The sequence below is a fragment of the Micromonospora phaseoli genome (assembly GCF_900109115.1).
GTDB classification, from domain to species: Bacteria; Actinomycetota; Actinomycetes; order Mycobacteriales; family Micromonosporaceae; genus Micromonospora; species Micromonospora phaseoli.
The window spans coordinates 56,490-75,238 of record NZ_FNYV01000003.1 but is presented as its reverse complement, the minus strand read 5'-3'; the positions used below and the strand labels follow the sequence as shown (position 1 = coordinate 75,238).

Here is an 18,749-nt window from a genome sequence, read left to right as displayed (position 1 = left end):
ACAAGCCCATTCACCGACAGAATCGGGGTACGCTCAGGCGCACCATGGCGGAACTGCACGGTCCACCCGGACCCGAGATGAGTATGGCTGCCGAGCTGGATAGTGCGGCAGGTGCCCTGCTGACCGTCTGGGACGGTGCGCGCGAGCGGACGGCCAACCGTATCTCCACCGCCCAGCTTCGCGCCGTCATGCTCGTCGAACGGCAGGACGGGATCAACCTGCGCCGACTCGCCACGGGACTGGACATGCTGCTCTCCTCCGCGAGCCGGCTCTGCGACCGGCTGGTCGCCGCGGGGATGCTGGAACGGGAGCCGGGCCGTGCCGACCGGCGGGAGATCTCCCTGCACCTGACCGCGGAGGCCCGCCGACTGCTGGCCGAGCTGCGCGAAGACCGCCGTCAGCACCTGGCCGCCATCCTCGGCGACATGGCCCCCGAAGCGCGGCAGGCGTTGCTGCGCGGGTTGCGGGAGTTCGACGAGGCGGCCAGGGCTCGGGTCGTCCGGTCGGTCTCGTCGCTGGTGCCGCAGCCCGAGCAACCGCACGCGGAGAAGCTGCCGGAGACCCGCGGCGGCATCGACCTTGGTGCGGACCAGCCGTCGCGTGGCTGGCCGGCCGGCGAGGCGTCCGTCGTCCGGACGGCCTGAGCCGCCGCGTTCCCACCAGGGCCAGCAGGGTCCGCCCGTCCTCCGACCCGGTGCCGCGGTTCGGTCAGCCGCCGTCGGCGGCTACCGCCAGCACCGCTATGTCGTCGTGACGATGGCCGGCACACCACTGGTCGAGCAACCGGAGTACCCGGTCGACCAGCTTCTCCGGCGGCAGTCCGGCACCGGCGGCCAGCGCCCGGCGCAGCCGCTGTTCACCGAACATCTCCGTGCCACGGGTCCCGCCCCGGGCCTCGGTGACACCGTCGGTGTACGCGAAGAGCAGGTCGCCGGGGCCGAGGTGCAGGTCGACCTCGGCGAACCGGGCACCGGCAAGCGCGCCGACCGGCATCCCGCCCACCCGTACCGGGGTCACCGTGCTGTCGCCGCGGACCACCAGCGGCGGCGGGTGCCCGCCGGCGGCGAGCCGGACCCGCAGCCCGCCGGGCTCCGGATGCAGGGTGCCCAGCAGCAGGGTGGTGAACTGGCTGCGCCGGGCGGCGTCCGGCATGTCGAGCAGCGCCCGGTCGAGCAGCCGCAGCAGCTCGCCTGGTTGCTGTTCGACCAGCCGCAGGGTCTGCAACGACTGGCGGACCCGCCCGGTGAGCACGGCGGCGCCCACCCCCTTGCCGCAGACGTCGCCGACGGCGAACAGCGCGCCGCCGTCGGTCGGCAGCACGTCGTAGAAGTCGCCGCCGATGCGCAGGCTGTCGCCGGCCGCGCGATAGCCGCCGGCGAGGCTCATCCCGGCGGTGGTGGGCAGGCCCGCCGGCAGCAGGCTGTGCTGCAGTACCCGGGCCAGGTGGGTCTGCTCGTCGTACAGCTGTGCGGTGGCCAGGGCGGCACCGGCGCGGGCGGCGAACTCCCGGGTCAGTTCGAGATCACGCGCGTCGAACCCGGCCCGCCCGACTCGACGCAGCAGCACCAGGGCACCGGCGGTGCGTCCGGCACCGGGCATGGGGCTGACCAGCAGCGTCGCCTCCGGGGCGAAGTCCGCCGGGATCACCGGGTCCAGTCCGTCCCGCTGCGCGGCGGGCCAGGACCGGGGATCGGTGGGTTCGCCGTCGAACGCCTCGGCGAGCCCGGGCACGGCGGAGACGAGGGTCCAGTCCGCGCCGCCGCCGACCGGTGCGGCGTCCCGGTCGGTGTGCCGGACCCAGTGCGGTCGGTGCTCGGCCGGCACCGGCGGCAGGTGAACGACCAGGGCCAGGTCGGCCAGGTACGGCACGGGCAGGGTGGCGGCGGCCCGCACCGCCTGATCGCGATCCAGTGCCAGTCCGAGCCGGCGGCCGGAGCGGGCCAGGAAGCGGGTACGCCGACGCTCGGCCAGCAGCGCCTCGGCACACCGGTGCTCGTCGGAGACGTCACGCACGTACCAGGCGGATCGGCCACCGGCCAGCCGGTGGCGGAGACCACGCAGCAGTCGGCCGTGGTGCTCTGCGAGGAAGGTCTTCGCCCCGTCGGTGACCGCAGTCGCCAGGGCCGGCACCGGGCACCCCGCCAGGTCGGCGCCGGCCGCCAGTTCGGGTAGCAACTCCCTGGCCATCGCGTTGACCAGCACGACCAGCTCGGCCTCGTCGGTGGTCACCACGGCCTCGGTGAGCCCGTCGAGGATTTCGCGGGCGAGTTCGGCGTCCACGGGCGACGTGCGTGGGGACGCGCCGGGGCCGGTACGGCCCACCGGCCGGTCACCCGCAGGGCTGCTGTCGGCGGGGCTGCTGTCGGCGGGGCTGGCGAAGGCGTCCTGTCGGGTGCTGGTCACCGGCGCCCGCTGTACGTCCAGCGTTGTCGACCAGTATGCATTCCGGCGGTGCGCTCCTCGGGGTCAAGGGATCGTTGCCTCCCGACAAGAATACCGAGGCGCTGCTTGGCGCGCCGGTCGCGAGTCCTCGCCATCGCCCCGAGGTGCCAGCACACCCGGACCCGGCGGATCACCCGATCGCGCTAGACCCGGGCCAACCAGCCGGCGGGGCGCGCGATGATTCGGCGTACCACCGAGCCGGCCGCGCCCACCGCGGCGGCGTTGGGGCCGAGGGTGGCGGGCCGGACGGTGACCGGCGACCAGGCCGCGGTGAGTACCCGCCGGTCGATCTCGGCGAGCACCGGCGGCCGGAGCCAGGGGGTGAGCGGGGCGTAGGCCCCGCCGAGCACCACGGTGTCGAGATCCAGCAGGTTGATCACGCTGGCCACGGTGACGCCGATCGCGGTCCCGGCCTCGGCGAGGGCGTGCAGCACGGCAGCCTGTCCGACCTCGGCGAGCTGGGTCAGCCGGGCCGGTGCCGTGTCGGCCGGAAGGTCGGCCCCGATCAGGCCGGCGGCGGACAGGATCGCCTCCTGCCCGGCGTAGAGCTCCAGGCAGCCCCGGCCGCCGCAGCGGCAGGGTGGCCCGTCGGGACGGACCGGGATGTGCCCGATCTCGCCGCTCCAGCCGCGCGCACCCCGGAACAGCGCACCGTCGAGGACGATTCCGGCACCGATGCCGACCTCGCCGGAGATGTGCAGGAAGCTACCCGGCCCGGCCCCGGAATGCAGTTCGCCGAGGGCGGCGAGGTTGGCCTCGTTGTCCACCACCAGGGCCGGCACGCCGTCGACGGTCTCGGTCAGCGGTGCATGGTGGGCCAGCAACTCCGGCACCGGTACGTCGCGCCAGCCCAGGTTCGGGGCGAGGCGTACCCGGCCCGCGTCGTCGACCAGCCCGGGTACGCCGAGGGCGGCACCGGCCAGCGTGAGGCCCTGGCGCTCGGCGTCGGCGCGGGCCCGGGCGGCGAGGTCGGCCAGCCGGCCGAGCGCGTCGGCCGGGGAGACGGGGCGCAGGTCGGCTCGCCGTACCGTGTGGTGACGGACCTCGCCGGCGAGATCGACGACGCACGCGGCCAGGTAGTCGACGTTGATCTCCAGTCCGAGCCCGGCCGGGCCGTCGCCGGCGAGCACCAGCCCGCGGGCCGGCCGGCCGGCGCCGGCACGGGGGGTCGGTTCGGCCTCGGTGACCAGTCGGCCGGCGACCAGGTCCTCCACCACGGCCGAGACGGTGGCCCGGGTCAGCCCGGTCTCGGCGGCCAGCGCGGCCCGGGACGGCGGGCGGCCGGCGGCGGCGATCCGGCCGAGCACGAGGGCGAGGTTCAGTTCGCGCAGGCTGCCCTGCCGTACCGCACCGGCGGGCGCTGCGGGTGAGTTCACCCCTTGACACTGCCACATCGTGGTCATTTAATTCAACCACTGAACAAATAGCGGACGACACCACCGGAGGTCTGCCATGGCACCCCGTCCCACCCCTGCCGACAAGTTCTCCTTCGGGCTCTGGACGGTCGGCTGGCAGGGCCGAGACCCGTTCGGCCACGCCACCCGAGAAGCGCTCGACCCGGTGGAGTCGGTGCACCGGCTCGCCGAGCTGGGGGCGTACGGCGTCACCTTCCACGACGACGACCTGGTGCCGTTCGGCGCGGACGCCGCCACCCGCGACGCCCAGATCGCCCGGTTCCGCAAGGCGCTCGACGAGACCGGCATCGTGGTGCCGATGGTCACCACCGACCTCTTCCAGCAGCCTGTCTTCAAGGACGGCGGCTTCACCAGCAACGACCGTGACGTGCGCCGTTACGCGCTGCGCAAGGTGCTGCGCAACATCGACCTGGCCGCCGAGCTGGGCGCCCGCACCTTCGTCATGTGGGGTGGCCGGGAGGGTGGCGAGTACGACGTGGCCAAGGACGTCCAGGCCGCGCTCGAACGCTACCGCGAGGCGGTCGACCTGCTCTGCCAGTACGTCATCGACCGCGGCTACGACCTGCGCTTCGCCCTGGAGCCGAAGCCCAACGAGCCGCGCGGCGACATCCTGCTGCCCACCGTCGGGCACGCCATCGCGTTCATCTCCACCCTGGCCCACCCCGACCGGGTCGGAGTCAACCCGGAGGTCGGCCACGAGCAGATGGCCGGACTGAACTTCGTCCACGGCATCGCCCAGGCGCTCTGGCAGGGCAAGCTCTTCCACATCGACCTCAACGGCCAGCGTGGCATCAAGTTCGACCAGGACCTGGTCTTCGGCCACGGTGACCTGCTCAACGCGTTCGCCCTGGTCGACCTGCTGGAGCACGGCGGCCCAGGTGGCGGCCCCGCCTACGACGGGCCGCGCCACTTCGACTACAAGCCGTCGCGCACCGAGGACCTCGACGGGGTCTGGGCCTCGGCGGCGGCGAACATGAGCACCTACCTGCTGCTCAAGGAGCGGGCCGCGGCGTTCCGGGCCGACCCGGAGGTGGCCGAGGCGCTCGCCGCGAGCAAGGTCAGCGAGTTGGCCGTACCGACCCTGGGCGACGGCGAGGGCTACACCGAGCTGCTCGCCGACACCAGCGCCTTCGAGGAGTTCGACGTCGAGGCGACCGCTGCCCGCGGCTTCGGCTTCGTCCGGCTGAACCAGCTCGCCGTCGAGCACGTGCTCGGCGCGCGCTGAGGCGGTCGGCATGCCGCTGGTCGCCGGGGTGGACTCCTCCACCCAGTCGTGCAAGGTGGTCGTCCGGGACGCGGAGACCGGCGCCCTGGTCCGGCAGGGCCGGGCGCCGCACCCGGACGGCACCGAGGTCGACCCGTCGGCCTGGTGGTCCGCCCTCCAAACCGCGATCGACGCCGCGGGCGGACTGGCCGACGTCGCCGCGGTGTCCGTCGCCGGCCAGCAGCACGGCATGGTCTGCCTGGACGACGAGGGCCAGGTGATCCGGCCGGCGCTGCTGTGGAACGACACCCGGTCCGCCGGCGCAGCGGCCGACCTGGTCGAGGAGGCCGGCAGCGGGCAGGCCGGGCGTCAGTTCTGGGCCGAGGCGGTGGGCAGCGTACCGGTGGCCAGCTTCACGGTCACCAAGCTGCGCTGGCTGGCCCGCAACGAGCCGGCGAACGCCGACCGGGTGGCGGCGGTCTGCCTGCCGCACGACTGGCTGACCTGGCAACTGGCCGGGGCACCCGGCCTGGACGCCCTGCGCACCGACCGCAGTGACGCCAGTGGCACCGGCTACTGGTCACCGGCCACCGGCGAGTACCGCCCCGACCTGCTGGAGCGGGCGCTCGGCCGGGCGGTGCGGGTGCCGACCGTGCTCGGTGCCGCCGAGTCCGCCGGTAAGTTGCCGGGCGGGGCGCTGCTCGGACCGGGCGCCGGGGACAACGCCGCCGCCGCCTTCGGGGTTGGCGCCGGGCCCGGCGACGTCGTGGTGTCGATCGGCACGTCGGGCACCGTGTTCAGCGTGGCCGACGCGCCGGCCGCCGACCCGACCGGTATCGTCGCCGGCTTCGCCGACGCCACCGGCCGCTTCCTGCCACTGGTCTGCACGCTCAACGCGGCCCGGGTGCTCGACGCGGCGGCCGGGATGCTCCGGGTGGACCTCGACGAGCTGGCCGAGCTGGCGCTCTCCGCGCCGCCCGGCGCGGACGGGCTGGTCCTGGTGCCCTACCTGGAGGGTGAACGGACCCCGAACCGGCCGCTGGCCACCGGGGCGGTGCACGGTCTGACCCTGCGCACCTCGACCCCTGCGTACCTGGCCCGGGCAGCCGTGGAGGGAATGCTCTGCGCGCTCGCCGACGGCCTGGACGCGCTCGCCGCCCAGGGTGCCACGGTACGACGGGTCATCCTGGTCGGCGGCGGGGCCCGCTCCGCGGCCGTACGCCGGATCGCGGCGCAGGTCTTCGGCTGCCCGGTGGTCGTTCCGCCGCCCGGCGAGTACGTCGCCGACGGTGCCGCCCGCCAGGCCGCCTGGCTGACCCTGGGCGGGGCGGAGGCGCCGTCGTGGACGCCGTCCGGCACCGAGGAGTACGCGGCCGAGCCGGTCCCGGCCATCCGGGAGCGCTACGCCGAGGCCCGCGAGCGCCATCTGGACCGTCCCGCCACGTGACGGCGGGTGGCGGTGCGTGTCCCGGCGGGGCGCGCACCGCCACCGGCGCCGCGGCCGACCCGGTGATCGGCCCGTTATCCAGCCCTGGTTGGCTGCCCGCATGACCTTGAGCACGGGCCGGCCCGCGCGGGCATGGGGCGGCGGTGCGACGCACCGCTTCTACAGCGTCGTGGTCTTCGTGCTGCTCGCGTCGCTGGACAACGTGGCGATCGGACTGGTGCCGCCGCTCTACGGCGCGATCGCCGACTCCTTCGCGGTGCCGCAGCGGCTGCTCGGCCTGGTCACCGCGGTCAGCTTCCTGGTCAGCGCGGTGGCGGCGGTCGGCTGGGCGTACTTCGGCGACCGCACCAACCGAAAGCCGTTGCTGATGATCGGCACCCTGCTCTGGGCCGCCGGCACGGGCGGCAGCGGACTGGCCGGCGACTATCCCACGTTCCTCGCCGCGCAGCTGCTCGCCGCGGTGGGGCTCGGCGCGGTCGGATCGGTCGGCTTCTCGGTGGTCACCGACCTGATCTCACCCCGCCGGCGGGGCCTGGTGATGAGCTTCTGGGGCCTCTCCCAGGGGGTGGGCACACTGGCCGGCACACTGGTCGGCGGGCTGCTCGGGGCGACCGACTGGCGACGGCCGTTCCTGCTGCTCACCGTCGTCGGGGTGGCCGCCACGGCGGCATACCTGTTCACCTACGACATCCGGCGGGGCCAGAGCGAGCCAGAGCTGGTCGACGCGCTCGCCGGTGGCGCGGAGTACGACTACCGGATCAGCCGGGCCGACCTGCCCGTCATCCTGGGCCGGCGGACCAACCGCTGGCTCATCCTCCAGGGCCTCACCGCGCAGGCCGCCTTCGGTTCGCTGGTCTGGCTGCCGGTGCTCTTCGCCGAGCGGGCCCGCGACCAGGGATACTCGCCCTCGACCGCGATCGTGGTGGGCAGCGTCTTCGCCACCCTGTTCCAGCTCGGCGGGGTGCTCTCCATCGTCGGCGGGCTGATCGGCGACGCCCTGCAACGGCGTACGCCTTCCGGTCGGGCCCTGGTCGCCGCCGTCGGCATCCTCGCCGCGGTCCCGTTCTACCTGGTGTTGTTCTTCGTGCCGATCCGCATCGAGGTGCCTGACGGCGCCGGCACCGGCGCGATCGTCCGGGCGGTGCTGGGCAGCGTGGTCACCGAGCCGACGGTCGGGCTGAGCCTGCTCACCGCGCTCCTCGCGTTGGCGCTGACCTCGGCCAACTCGCCGAACTGGTTCGCGCTGATCGCCGACGCCAACCCGCCCGAGCACCGGGGCACGGTCTACAGCCTCGGCAACCTGGTCAACGGGGTGGGCCGGGCGGCCGGCAACGGCCTGGTCGGGGTGGCCTTCCACGGCCTGCGGGCAGCCTTCCCGCCACCACTGAACTACGCCGTCGGGCTGGCCGCGTTCCAGCTCTTCTTCATCCCCACCGGCATCATGTACTGGCTGGCCGCCCGGACCTCGCCGAAGGACATCAGCGACGTGGAGCACCTGCTACACACCCGCGCCGAGAAGCTGTAGGTGTAAGGAAGGGCCCCTTTTTAACGCCGGGTGCATAGCAGGGGCCCCCTATTAACGCGGCGCCCCGTCGAGCCGGCGGGCGATGTTAATAGGGGGCCCCTGCTCTACCTGAGGCGTTAAAAGGGGGCCCTTCCTTAAACCTTGACCCAGACGGTGGCGTCGGTGGGGACCTGGCCGTCGGCATCCAGTGGGGCGCTGCTGTGCAGCAGTTCGCCGGCGGGAGCCGGTACGGAGGCGGCGCCGAAGTTGGTCAGTACGACCAGATCGCCGTTGCGGAAGGTCAGCACCTCGTCGCCGGAGGAGAGCCATTCCAGGGTGCCCCGACCGAGCCCGTGGGTACGGCGCAGCCGGAGCGCCGTCCGGTACATCTCGTACGTCGAGCCGGCAACCCCGCGCTGGCGGTCCAGCGCGTACTCGGCCCAGATCGGTGGCTGCGGCAGCCAGCTCGCGTCGGTCGGCCCGAACCCGTACGAGGGCGCGTCGGCCTCCCACGGGATGGGCACCCGGCAGCCGTCGCGGCCACGCTGGGTGTGCCCGCTACGTTCCCAGGTCGGGTCCTGGCGGGCCTCGTCGGGCATGGTGGTGTGTTCCGGCAGCCCGAGCTCCTCACCCTGGTAGAGGTAGGCCGAGCCGGGCAGGCCGAGCATCAGCAGGGTGGCCGCCCGGGCCCGCCGCAGGCCGGTCGCCGCGTCCGGTTGCTCGTCGCCGACGCCGATGCCGTTGGGCCGGGTGGTGCCGATCGGCAGGCCGAGCCGGGAGGCGTGGCGCACCACGTCGTGGTTGGAGAGCACCCAGGTGGTGGGCGCGCCGACCGTGTCGGTGGCCTCCAGCGACCGGGTGATCACCGCGTACTGGGCCGGGGCGGTCCAGGCGGCGAGCAGGTACTCGAAGTTGAACGCCTGGTGCATCTCGTCGGGGCGTACGTACCGGGCCAGCCGCTCGGCTGGCTCCACCCACGCCTCGGCGACCAGGATCCGCTCGCCGGGATAGCCGTCCAGCAGCCGCCGCCACTGCCGGTAGACCTCGTGCACGCCGTCCTGGTCCCACATCGGCGGGCGAGGCTTGTCCGCCTCCTGCCCGGAGAGGATCTCCTGCGGTTCCTGCCAGTCGGCCAGGTCGGCCTGCTTGATGAGGCCGTGCGCCACGTCGACCCGGAAGCCGTCCACGCCACGGTCCAGCCAGAAGCGCAGCACGTCCAGGAACTCCGCGTGCACCTCGGGGTTGTCCCAGTTCAGGTCGGGCTGGCCGGTGTCGAACAGGTGCAGGTACCACTGGCCGTCGGCGACCCGGGTCCAGGCTGGGCCGCCGAAGACGCTCTGCCAGTCGTTGGGTGGCTCGGCACCGTCGGGTCCCCGGCCGTCGCGGAAGATGTAGCGCTGCCGTTCGGCGCCACCTGGCCCGGCGGCCAGGGCCGCCTGGAACCAGGCGTGTGCCGAGGAGGTGTGGTTGGGCACCAGGTCGACGATCACCCGAAGGCCGCGGGCGCGGGCCTGCGCGATGAGGTCGTCGGCGTCGGCGAGCGTGCCGAACAGTGGCTCGACGCCCCGGTAGTCGGCCACGTCGTATCCGGCGTCGGCCTGCGGTGACGGGTAGAACGGCGAGAGCCAGATCGCGTCGACGCCCAGCTCCGCCAGGTGGTCGAGGCGGGCGGTGATCCCGGGCAGGTCGCCGATGCCGTCACCGCCGGAGTCGGCGAACGAGCGCGGATAGATCTGGTAGATCACCGCCTCCGTCCACCAGCCGGTGGCCGGGTCGGCGGGCGGGGCCTGGTGCGTCGCATTGTCGTTCAGGGCGTTCTCCCATGGTCGAGTCGTGCGGGCCGGTGGGCCCCGGGCGACGGTGGTGACTGGCGTTCAGTGTGCCCGCGCGGGTGCGGTCGATTCACGCACGACCAGCCGAGTGGGCAGAATCACCGAGGATCCCGGCGTGCTCGTGCCGGCCGCGCCGGTGCGGCCGCAGAGCGGGTCGAGCAGCAACTTCGCGGCCAGCCGGCCCTGCTCCGCGGCCGGCTGGGCGATGGTGCTCAGCCCGAGTACGCCGGAGAGGGCGTGGTCGTCGATGCCGATCACACTGACGTCCTGGGGTACCCGCAGGCCGGCGTCGCGCAGCGCGGTCAGCGCGCCCATGGCCATCTCGTCGCAGGCGGCGAAGATGGCCGTCGGCGGGTCGCCTCGGCGCAGCAGTTCCTCGGTGGCCCGGGTGCCACCGGCGATGTCGAACCGCGACTCCACGTCGAGACTCGGGTCGGGGCGTAGGCCGGCCGCCCGCAGCTCCTCCTGGTAGCCCCGGCGTCGGTCGAGGTGTGCGGTGAAGGCGAGTTCGTCGTCGGGGTCACCCGAGATGTGCGCGATCCGGCGGTGTCCGAGGTCCAGCAGATGCCGGGTGGCGATCCGCGCCGCAGCCAGGTCGTCGATGCGTACGCAGGGCCAGCCGGGCACGGTGGTGCCGGAGCTGATGGTCACCCCCGGCAGCTCCAGCGCGGCAAGGGTGGACAGGTCGGCGGCGCGCAGCGGGGTGGCGACCAGCATGATCGCGTCCACCCGCTTGTGCAGGTTGGCGGCGTGTAGCAGGCGCTGCCGGTTGCGCTCCCGCCCGCCGAGGTTGTGCAGCAGCAGGTCGTAGCCGGCCTGGTGGAAGAAGTCCTCGACCGCCTCGACGACCACGCCGAAGAACCACCGGGTGATCCGGGGGACCACCACCGCCACGGTGCCGGTCCGGCCGCCGGCCAGCCGTGAGGCGCTGGGCGAGACGGCGTACTGCAGCTGCTCGGCTGCGGCCAGCACCCGCCGACGGGTGGCCGCCGACACCGTCGGCAGCCCGCGCAGCGCCCGGGAGACGGTGGCCGTGGAGACTCCGGCCAGTCGGGCGACGTCGTCGATCTTCGTCACGGTGAACCCCGCTCCGGTCCCCGCCGTGGTGCCGCCGCTGCCGGCGACACCACGGACGGATCAGCCCTTGACGCTGCCGGCGAGCAGTCCTCGGACGAAGAACCGCTGCAACGACAGGAACACGATCAGCGGTACGACGATCGAGACGAACGCTCCGGCGGTCAACCGTTGCCATTCGTTGCCCCGGGTGCCGGCCAGTTCGGCCAGCCGGACGGTGAGCGGCGCGGTGACGTCACTGCCACCGGCGAAGATGAGCGCCACCAGCAGGTCGTTCCAGACCCAGAGGAACTGGAAGATGCCGAACGCGGCCAGGGCGGGTGCGATCAGTGGCAGCACGATGGTGCGGAAGATCTTGGGGTGGGTGGCCCCGTCGACCCGGGCCGCCTCCATCAGGTCCCTGGGTAGTTGTGAGACGAAGTTGTGCAGCAGGTACACGGCGAACGGCAGGGCGAAGCAGGTGTGCGCGAACCACACCTGGGCGAAGTTCTGCGCGCCGTCGAGATTCCAGGCCGGCATCAGGGTGACGCCGCCCAGGCTGACTCCGCGCGAGAAGAAGCTCAGCAGCGGCACCAGGGCCATCTGCAGCGGCACGATCTGCAACGCGAAGATGCCGATGTACACCAGGTCCCGGCCGCGGAAGTTGATCCACGCCAGCGCGTACGCGGCCATCGCCGCGAACGCCAGCGGGAACAGTACCGACGGCAGGGTGATCACCAGGGAGTTGACGAAGTAGTTGGCGAGCTGCCCGGATCCGGAGGCCTGACCGAACAACACGTCCTGGTAGTTCTGCAGGGTGAACTCGGGGTCGCGGAAGAAGGTCCACCAGCCGGTGGTCTTGATCTGGTTCTCCGGCCGGAGCGAGGAGACGAACAGGCCGAAGGTGGGGATGGTCCAGACGACCGCGATGACGATCGCGACCAGGGTCGCGGTGCGGCTGCTCAGCCGCGTGCGTACCCGGGACGCCCGGGTCGTGGGTGAACCGGTGTCCTGGGTGCCGGCGGCGACCGGGGGAGTGGTGGTGGTCATCTCAGCCCTCCCGTCGCTGCTGACGAATGTTGCGGATCTGGAAGATCACGATCGGCACCACCAGGACGAAGAGGAAGACCGCCAGGGCCGAGCCCTGCCCGTTCTGGCCGTACCGGAACGCCTGGTTGTACATCTCGTTGGCGATCACGCTGGTGTCGTAGTTGCCGTTGGTGGAGGTCCGGACGATGTCGAAGACCTTCAGCGTGGCGATCGAGATGGTGACCACCACCACGATCATTGCGGGCCGGATGCTGGGCAGGGTGATCTGGGAGAACATCTGCCACGGGCTGACCCCGTCGAGGCGGGCGGCCTCGACGATGTCGGCCGGAATGGCCTTGATCGCCGCGGAGAGCACCACCATGGCGAAACCGGCCTGGATCCACACCATGATCACGATGAGCAGCAGCGTGTTCAGTGGCGAGTCGAGCAGCCACTGCCGGGGTTCGCCGCCGAGACTGACCATGATCTGGTTGAGCAGACCGATCTGCTCCTCGCCCTCGCCGCGGTAGGCGTAGACGAACTTCCAGATGATGCTCGCCCCGACGAACGAGATCGCCATCGGCATGAAGATCAGTGACTTGGCCACCGACTCCAGCCGGGCCTTGTCCACCAGCACCGCGTAGAGCAGGCCGATGGAGGTGGCCACCAGCGGAACCAGGGTCACCCAGATCAGGGTGTTGAGCAGTACCCGCACGATCGAGTCGTCGGCGAACATCCAGCGGTAGTTGTCCAGGCCGACCCAGTTCTGACTGCCGCCATCCATGAACGACAGCAGCGTGGTCCGGATCGCCGGGACGACCAGGCCGATCAGCAGCAGTAACAGCGTCGGCAGCAGGAAGAAGATCGCGAACAACCCCTCGCGGGGCTTGGCCCGCCGGGGCGGGGCCCCGCTGGCGGACCCGGCTATGAGTCGTGCCTCCCGGCGCCGGGCGAAGAACGCCGGCACCACGTCGAGCAGCACGAGCAGACCGCCGACCACCACCGCGAAGGCGATCAGCCCCCACAGCAACATCATGAGTTTCGGTGTCTGGGCGGCGAAGTCGAAGTTCATCAACCCTCCCAAGGGTTCTCGGCAGAGCCGGTGGGCCGGCCCGCGTGCGCGGACCGGCCCACCGCTGGACTTACTTCCAGCTGCTCTCGATGCCCTGGAGGACGGTGGCGGTGTCCCGCCCGTTGATCCACTCGACCATGCCCTTCCAGAAGGTCCCGGCGCCCACGGCGGCGGGCATCAGGTCGGAACCGTCGAACCGGAAGACCGAGCTGTCGTCCTGGAGGATCTCCACCGACAGCTTGTCGATCGGGTTGGCGACGTTGGCCAGGTCGACCTTGTTGTTCGCGGACACCCAGTCGCCGATCTTGGCGCGACTGTTGGCGTGCTCACCCGAGGCGAGGTAGGTCTGCACCGCCTGCACCTCGGGGCGGTCGTTGAACGCGGTCACGAACTCGCCGCCGCCGAGCACCGGCTTGCCCTTCGCCGGGTCGATGGCCGGGAAGTAGAACGCGAAGACGTCGCCGTCCTCGGCGACCTTGGTGTTCTCCGGCCACTGGTTGGCGTAGAACGACGCCTGCCGGTGCAGGGCGCACTTGCCCTGGGTGATCGGCACACCGGCCTCCTGGAAGGCGGTGGTGGCGATGCTGCGTACGCCGCCGAAGCCGCCGTTGACGTACTTGTCGTTCTTGAGGATGGTGCCGGCGCGGTCCAGCGCCTCGGCGACCCGCGGGTCGTTGAACGGGATCTGGTGCGTGGTCCACTGGTCGTAGACCTCGGGGGTCTGCGTCCGCAGCATCACGTCTTCGATCCAGTCGGTGGCCGGCCAGCCGGTGGCCTCACCGGACTCGATGCCAGCGCACCACGGCTTGGTGCCGCTGTCCGCGATGGTGTCGCTGAGCTTGATCATCTCGTCCCAGGTGGTCGGGACGGTCCAGCCCTTCTCCTGGAACATCTTCGGCGAGTACCAGACGAACGACTTGACGTTCGATCCGAGCGGCGCGCCGTAGAAGGTGCCGTTGACGGTGCTGTACTTCAGCCAGTCAGCCGGGTAGTTCTCCTCGGCCATCGCCTTGGTGTCGGCGCTGGCCGGCTTCAGCTGGTCGCGCTCGGCAAACCGCGCGAGCAGGCCGGGTTGGGGGATGAAGGCCAGGTCGGGGGCGTTGCCGCCGTCGACGCGCACGGGAAGCTGGGCCTCGAACTCGCCGCTTCCCTCGTGGTTGATCGTGATGCCGGTGCAGTCCTCGAACTGCTTCCAGGACTCCGCCAGCCGGTCGGCCTCGAGGTCCCGGATGGACGAGTAGATGGTTACCGTCTTGCCGTCGTGGCCCTGGTACTTCTCGTACGGGGCACACTCCGCGGAATCGGCGTTGTTGTTGCCGCTGTTGCTGCTGCTTCCGGTGCCGCAGGCGGTGGCGCTGAGCGCCAGTCCGATCGCGCCAGCGATCGCGAGGGCCTGGCGTGGCCTGGCAGAGATCGCCATGCCGTCCTCCTTCCTAGCCGGCGCTGGTCGGTTCGCATGCGAGTGACCTGGCGCCGGTCCGATGGGCGTGGTCACATGTAAGCGCTTGCATCGGGGCGAGGTCCAGCCCTAGGACGGACACGACCAAGTAACAATCCGGAAACCTGGCGGCGGGCGCTGGATGCGCTCCCACCCGCGTAAACCTCGCTCGCCGAGCATTGGATGTATCTGTCAGCGGGAGGTGGTTCCGGTGAAGAATTCCAGCATCGGAGGTGCTGGATGAGCCGAGCTGCTCCCGGCCGGTGCGGTCAGCTGTTCAGCTGCCAGACCGAGTAGTTGAGCGACGCGGCGAAGGTGACCCAGGCCCAGTACGGCAGCAGCAGCGCCGCCGCGGCGCGACTGACGCGCCAGAACAGCAGGACGGTCACGCCGATCGCCAGCCACAGCAGCACGATCTCGGCGAAGGCCAGCCCGTACCAGCCGGCGGCGAAGAAGAGCGGGGTCCAGGCGGCGTTGAGGGCCAGCTGGACCACCCAGGCGCCAAGCTCCGGGCCGAACCCGACCTGGCGCCAGGCCAGCCAGCCGGAGATCGCGATCATGACGTAGAGGATCGTCCAGACCGGGCCGAACAACCAGGACGGCGGAGCCCACGCGGGCTGCTCAAGACCCGAGTAGTCGGCGGCGGCCCCCACCGCGGCCAGGTTGCCGATGGCGGCGGCTGCCAGGACGGCCGCCCCGAGCCCGGCCAACACCCACCACTGGCGAGCGCCGTGGTGTCGGGTCTGCTGCGTCGTCGTCGGCATGAAGGGGGGTTCTCCGCGTTCCGGGGGTGGCAAACCTGTCATCGGAGGACCGTGCGGGCCCTGCCGGACCGCAGACAGCACGCCGGGGTCGCCGCGTCCGGTGGCTCCTGTCGGGAGGACGGAGTTCCGGTCACGACGACCCCGGCGGGTCCGGTGTGCGACGCCCTGCGCCGCCGGATCAGTTGAAGATACTGACACCACCCGGGCCGACGAGCAGCCCGACCACGATGAGGACGATGCCCCAGAGGATCTGCCGACGGAACAGCGCGAGGATGCCGGCGACCACCAGTACGACTGCGAGAATCCAGAGAATCAGCTCCATGGTTGCTGAATACCCCCGGCACCGACTCCGGAAACCTCCCCCTGATCAAGGTGGTCACCCAGGTGGAAGACGCTGTACGCCTGCTTGATCACCGGATGGGCGACGTTGCGGACGCGTACCCCTCCCGGGGTGGTGCCCCGCTCGGTTCCGTGGTGCGCGTGCCCGTGCAGGGCCAGCGCGGTCGGTGCCGAGTCGATCGCCTGCCCCAACTGGTAGCAGCCCAGGAACGGGTAGATCTCCAACGGCTCGCCGGCCAGGGTGTCCGGCACCGGTGAGTAGTGGCTCAGCGCCACCAGCACGTCGCACTCCAGCGAGCGCAGCGCCTCGCCCAGCCGGTCGGCGCTCTCCGTCGTGGTGCGGACGAATGCCTTCATCTCCGGCTCGCCGAAGTCGCTGGCGCACCGCCCGGCGAAGCCACCGCCGAAGCCCTTGACCCCGGCGATGCCGAGCCGGCCACCGGGGCAGTCCAACACCACGCCGTCGCCCTCCAGCACCACGATGCCCACCTCCTGCAGGGCGCCGATCACCTCTGGCACCTGGTCGCACTGGTGGTCGTGGTTGCCGAGCACGGCGATCACCGGCACGCCCAGGCCACCGAACTCGCGCGCCACACAGCGCGCCTCGGCCTCGGTCCCGTGCCGGGTCAGGTCCCCGGCCAGCAGTAGCGCGTCGACGCTGCCGGGCAGTTCCTCAAGGGCGGGCCGGAACCGGCCGACCACGTCCTCGTCCAGATGCACGTCGCCCACGGCGGCGATCCGGATAACCATCAGACCTCCTCAGGGCAGTTGCTCGATCTCCGTGGGTGCCTGCGTGCGGGTCACCCCGATGTCACTGGTGATCGGCACGTCCGGGAAGCGTTCAGCCACCCGGCGCATGATCTCCTCCCGCCGATGCGCGCTTTCGACCTCGCCGTGCAGCACGAGGGCGCGTTCGGTGCGGACCACGGTGATCCCCTGCTCGGCGACGGCCGGATCCTCGGTGAGCAACCGGTGGATCTCCGCCTCGACGTACTCGTCGGGCGGCCCGGCGCCGGAGTCGTGATGCGCGGTCACGGTGTCCCCCTCCCATCGGCCGTGCCGGGCTGCGGCACGACGTCCAGCCTGTCCAGCAGCACCAGGAACGACTCGGCGTACGGCGAGTGCTGCGTCTCCTTGCGTACCCGCTCCCAGTCGATCTGCTCTCGCAGCGACCGGGCCAGCGGCAGGCCGCGGGCGAAGTCGCAGTAGTGCTGGGAGAAGCTCATCAGTTTGTGCACCATCAGCTGGGTGGCCGACAGCACCGGCATGTGGATCGCGTCGACCGGCCGCACCACCGTGTCACCGAAGGTCTCCTCGGTCACCGGGGTCTCGATCGGGCGGTGGATCAGATCCACCATCCGGCCGCCGTCGTAGACCTTGACCAGCCAGTCCTCCGGTGGCCGCTCGGCGGTGAAGCCGGCCTGGACCAGCGCCTCCAGCGCGGCCTCGACGTCCTGTTCCTGGATGAGGAAGTCGACGTCGTGCTCACTGGAGTGCCCGCCGTGCGCGTACACGGCGAAGCTGCCGCCAAGGGCGAACGCGATGTCCGACTGCTTGAGCACGGCGGCGACCTTCTTGAGGGTGTGTAGGAGAGTTTCGTCGTCGCGCTCGGCCATCTCGCCTCTCCCGTCGACTTGTCGGGGTGCCACCGGTGGGATCTCGATCGGTACCCGGCATTCCGGTCGCCCACACCTGTACGACTCGCGGAAGGGTGCGAACAGCTACCGGATGGTACGAATCGGACAGGTGCCCATGCGTGGATCGGATAGCCTGTGGAGAGTGGCCAGATCGACGGGAGTCCCCGGATCGACGGGAGTCCGGCGCGGCGCGGCCCGACTCCGCACCGTCGCCCTGATCGGCATCGACGGATCGGGCAAGACCACCCAGGCGTACCGGCTCGCCGAGGCGCTCAACGCGGCGGGACACCCCGCCACCTACCATCGCAACGCCGGCGGCCGGCGATGGCTCGGTCGGGCCGCCCAACGGCTCGGCCGGCCCGACGCGCAGGGGCTCGTCGGGCGTGACGGGATGCTCCTGGTGGAGTCCCTGCTGCGGTGGCTGGCCATCGCGATGACGCTGCTCGGCAGCCTGTTCAGCGGCCGGGTGGCCGTGATGGACCGCTACGCCGCCTGCCAGTACGCCAGTCTCCGGGCGCACGGCGGGCACCGCTGGGAGCGCCTGGTCCGGGCGGCCTACCGGATCTTCCCCCGACCGCAGGTGACGTTTCTGCTGACCGTGGACCCGGGAGAGGCGTACCGGCGGATCGAGCGTCGGGGCACCGACCACGAGAGCCTGGACTATCTGAGCGCCGCCGACCGGGCCTACCGGGCGTTGCCGGAGCATCCGACGTTCGTACCGGTCGACGGGGATCGGCCGGCGGAGGAGATCGCTCGCGAGATCCGGGGGCACCTGGCCGCCTGGCTGGCAGCCGGCGACGGGCCGGTCGGGCAGGATCCGACGACGGCCCGGCAGCCGTCACCCGGCCCGGTGCGGGACCTGGTCCCGCTTCAGGCCCGTCCGTAGACCGGTACGGCCGCGCCGCTGGTCGGCGCCGACTCGTCCGACGCCAGGAAGCGGATCACCGAGGCGATCTCCGCCGGATCGACCCAGCGCGACTGGTCGGCGTCGGGCATGGCGTCCCGGTTGGTCGGCGTGTCGATGACGCTCGGCAGCACCGTGTTGCAGCGGACCCCGGCGTTCCTGTACTCCACCGCAACGGCGGCGGCGAAGCCGAGCACGGCGGCCTTGGCGGTCACGTAACCGGCGACGCCCGGGAATGGCGCGAGGGCGGCCCGGGCGGCCACGCAGACCACCGCGCCACCTCCGGCGGCGACCAGGTGGGGCAGCGCGGCCCGGGTGACCAGGTGGGTCGGGCGAAGGTTGAGGGTCAGCATCCGCTCGAAATCCTCGATCGGGGTCTCGTGGACCAGGCCGGTGCTGGCGTACCCCCCGACGAGGTTGACCACGGCGCGCAGTGGCGCCGCCGGATCGCCGGCCGCCACCTCGGCGGCCCGGGCGGCGTCCCGCGCGTCGGTCAGGTCCGCGACGAGCCGGACCGGCGCGTTGGCGTCCGGTCGGGGAGTCGGGGTCGGCTGCTGGCGTTGGGCCGCGACCACGCGCCAGCCCGCCTCGACGAACGCGGCGGTGACCGCCGCGCCGAGTCCGCCCGTGCTCCCGGTGACCAGCACACTGCGATCCGCCATGACAGGA

General features: G+C 71.8%; 18 protein-coding genes. 5 read left to right on the top strand and 13 right to left on the bottom strand.

What is annotated here, in order from left to right:
• Positions 1–44 precede the first annotated feature (44 nt).
• Positions 45–644 carry a MarR family winged helix-turn-helix transcriptional regulator gene (locus tag BMY89_RS08655; protein ID WP_232521146.1) on the top strand — a complete coding sequence of 200 codons (600 nt, stop codon included), beginning with the start codon at positions 45–47 and terminating at the stop codon, positions 642–644.
• 64 nt (positions 645–708) lie between these two features.
• Here the strand turns inward: BMY89_RS08655 and BMY89_RS08650 are convergent, their stop codons facing one another.
• Positions 709–2,403, bottom strand: coding sequence for a PP2C family protein-serine/threonine phosphatase (locus tag BMY89_RS08650; RefSeq protein ID WP_232521141.1), 1,695 nt, complete (start codon positions 2,401–2,403; stop codon positions 709–711).
• A 182-nt stretch (positions 2,404–2,585) separates the two neighbouring features.
• Positions 2,586–3,845: an ROK family transcriptional regulator gene (locus tag BMY89_RS08645; RefSeq protein ID WP_092377769.1), complete on the bottom strand. Its 1,260-nt coding sequence runs from the start codon at positions 3,843–3,845 to the stop codon at positions 2,586–2,588.
• Positions 3,846–3,894: 49 nt separating this feature from the next.
• On the opposite strand from BMY89_RS08645, the gene xylA reads away from it, so the two are divergent.
• The 3 genes from xylA (at position 3,895) to BMY89_RS08630 (ending at position 8,033) form a co-directional block, all read left to right on the top strand.
• Positions 3,895–5,082: a xylose isomerase gene (xylA, locus tag BMY89_RS08640; RefSeq protein ID WP_092377767.1), complete on the top strand. Its 1,188-nt coding sequence runs from the start codon at positions 3,895–3,897 to the stop codon at positions 5,080–5,082.
• 10 nt (positions 5,083–5,092) lie between these two features.
• Positions 5,093–6,508 carry a xylulokinase gene (xylB, locus tag BMY89_RS08635; RefSeq protein WP_092377764.1) on the top strand — a complete coding sequence of 472 codons (1,416 nt, stop codon included), beginning with the start codon at positions 5,093–5,095 and terminating at the stop codon, positions 6,506–6,508.
• Between the two features lie 100 nt (positions 6,509–6,608).
• Positions 6,609–8,033 carry an MFS transporter gene (locus BMY89_RS08630; RefSeq protein ID WP_092377762.1) on the top strand — a complete coding sequence of 475 codons (1,425 nt, stop codon included), beginning with the start codon at positions 6,609–6,611 and terminating at the stop codon, positions 8,031–8,033.
• A gap of 134 nt (positions 8,034–8,167) precedes the next feature.
• On the opposite strand, the gene BMY89_RS08625 is transcribed toward BMY89_RS08630, so the two are convergent.
• The 10 genes from BMY89_RS08625 to BMY89_RS08585 all read right to left on the bottom strand — a co-directional run bounded on the left by BMY89_RS08625 (position 8,168) and on the right by BMY89_RS08585 (position 17,188).
• Positions 8,168–9,823 (bottom strand): glycoside hydrolase family 13 protein, encoded by a 1,656-nt coding sequence (locus BMY89_RS08625; RefSeq protein ID WP_092377760.1) that lies wholly within the window; start codon positions 9,821–9,823, stop codon positions 8,168–8,170.
• Between the two features lie 63 nt (positions 9,824–9,886).
• The gene (locus BMY89_RS08620; RefSeq protein WP_092377757.1) at positions 9,887–10,921 is read right to left on the bottom strand and encodes a LacI family DNA-binding transcriptional regulator; all 1,035 of its coding nucleotides are present in this window, start codon (positions 10,919–10,921) and stop codon (positions 9,887–9,889) included.
• A gap of 60 nt (positions 10,922–10,981) precedes the next feature.
• Positions 10,982–11,947 (bottom strand): carbohydrate ABC transporter permease, encoded by a 966-nt coding sequence (locus BMY89_RS08615; protein WP_092377754.1) that lies wholly within the window; start codon positions 11,945–11,947, stop codon positions 10,982–10,984.
• Between the two features lies 1 nt (position 11,948).
• The gene (locus BMY89_RS08610) at positions 11,949–12,998 is read right to left on the bottom strand and encodes a carbohydrate ABC transporter permease (RefSeq protein WP_092377751.1); all 1,050 of its coding nucleotides are present in this window, start codon (positions 12,996–12,998) and stop codon (positions 11,949–11,951) included.
• Positions 12,999–13,068: 70 nt separating this feature from the next.
• The gene (locus tag BMY89_RS08605; protein ID WP_092377748.1) at positions 13,069–14,418 is read right to left on the bottom strand and encodes an ABC transporter substrate-binding protein; all 1,350 of its coding nucleotides are present in this window, start codon (positions 14,416–14,418) and stop codon (positions 13,069–13,071) included.
• A 287-nt stretch (positions 14,419–14,705) separates the two neighbouring features.
• The gene (locus BMY89_RS08600) at positions 14,706–15,200 is read right to left on the bottom strand and encodes a TspO/MBR family protein (protein ID WP_092377745.1); all 495 of its coding nucleotides are present in this window, start codon (positions 15,198–15,200) and stop codon (positions 14,706–14,708) included.
• A 178-nt stretch (positions 15,201–15,378) separates the two neighbouring features.
• A complete protein-coding gene (locus tag BMY89_RS30280; protein WP_007464364.1) occupies positions 15,379–15,522 on the bottom strand; it encodes a GPGG-motif small membrane protein in 144 nt (47 codons plus the stop codon).
• Positions 15,513–16,289 (bottom strand): metallophosphoesterase family protein, encoded by a 777-nt coding sequence (locus tag BMY89_RS08595; protein ID WP_092377741.1) that lies wholly within the window; start codon positions 16,287–16,289, stop codon positions 15,513–15,515. The genes BMY89_RS30280 and BMY89_RS08595 overlap by 10 nt, the downstream gene beginning before the upstream one ends.
• A gap of 9 nt (positions 16,290–16,298) precedes the next feature.
• Complete coding sequence (locus tag BMY89_RS08590) at positions 16,299–16,574, bottom strand: hypothetical protein (protein WP_092377737.1); 276 nt, start codon at positions 16,572–16,574, stop codon at positions 16,299–16,301.
• Positions 16,571–17,188, bottom strand: a complete 618-nt coding sequence (locus BMY89_RS08585) for a nucleotidyltransferase (protein WP_269766855.1) — start codon at positions 17,186–17,188, stop codon at positions 16,571–16,573. Before BMY89_RS08585 ends, BMY89_RS08590 begins: the two co-directional genes overlap by 4 nt.
• Positions 17,189–17,291: 103 nt before the next feature.
• On the opposite strand from BMY89_RS08585, the gene BMY89_RS08580 reads away from it, so the two are divergent.
• Positions 17,292–18,062: a dTMP kinase gene (locus BMY89_RS08580; protein ID WP_092379139.1), complete on the top strand. Its 771-nt coding sequence runs from the start codon at positions 17,292–17,294 to the stop codon at positions 18,060–18,062.
• Here BMY89_RS08580 and BMY89_RS08575 read toward each other — a convergent pair.
• A complete protein-coding gene (locus BMY89_RS08575) occupies positions 18,047–18,742 on the bottom strand; it encodes an SDR family NAD(P)-dependent oxidoreductase (RefSeq protein ID WP_092377731.1) in 696 nt (231 codons plus the stop codon). The two genes, BMY89_RS08580 and BMY89_RS08575, sit on opposite strands and share 16 nt — an antisense overlap.
• Positions 18,743–18,749 lie beyond the last annotated feature (7 nt).

Coding starts and splice junctions, on each gene's coding strand:
- BMY89_RS08595 (WP_092377741.1), bottom strand. CDS start 16,289: ATGGTTATCCGGATCGCCGCCGTGGGCGACGTGCATCTGGACGAGGAC.
- BMY89_RS08575 (WP_092377731.1), bottom strand. CDS start 18,742: ATGGCGGATCGCAGTGTGCTGGTCACCGGGAGCACGGGCGGACTCGGC.
- BMY89_RS08630 (WP_092377762.1), top strand. CDS start 6,609: ATGACCTTGAGCACGGGCCGGCCCGCGCGGGCATGGGGCGGCGGTGCG.
- xylB (WP_092377764.1), top strand. CDS start 5,093: ATGCCGCTGGTCGCCGGGGTGGACTCCTCCACCCAGTCGTGCAAGGTG.
- BMY89_RS08610 (WP_092377751.1), bottom strand. CDS start 12,998: ATGAACTTCGACTTCGCCGCCCAGACACCGAAACTCATGATGTTGCTG.
- BMY89_RS08580 (WP_092379139.1), top strand. CDS start 17,292: ATGCGTGGATCGGATAGCCTGTGGAGAGTGGCCAGATCGACGGGAGTC.
- xylA (WP_092377767.1), top strand. CDS start 3,895: ATGGCACCCCGTCCCACCCCTGCCGACAAGTTCTCCTTCGGGCTCTGG.
- BMY89_RS08600 (WP_092377745.1), bottom strand. CDS start 15,200: ATGCCGACGACGACGCAGCAGACCCGACACCACGGCGCTCGCCAGTGG.
- BMY89_RS08615 (WP_092377754.1), bottom strand. CDS start 11,947: ATGACCACCACCACTCCCCCGGTCGCCGCCGGCACCCAGGACACCGGT.
- BMY89_RS08605 (WP_092377748.1), bottom strand. CDS start 14,418: ATGGCGATCTCTGCCAGGCCACGCCAGGCCCTCGCGATCGCTGGCGCG.
- BMY89_RS30280 (WP_007464364.1), bottom strand. CDS start 15,522: ATGGAGCTGATTCTCTGGATTCTCGCAGTCGTACTGGTGGTCGCCGGC.
- BMY89_RS08655 (WP_232521146.1), top strand. CDS start 45: ATGGCGGAACTGCACGGTCCACCCGGACCCGAGATGAGTATGGCTGCC.
- BMY89_RS08645 (WP_092377769.1), bottom strand. CDS start 3,845: ATGACCACGATGTGGCAGTGTCAAGGGGTGAACTCACCCGCAGCGCCC.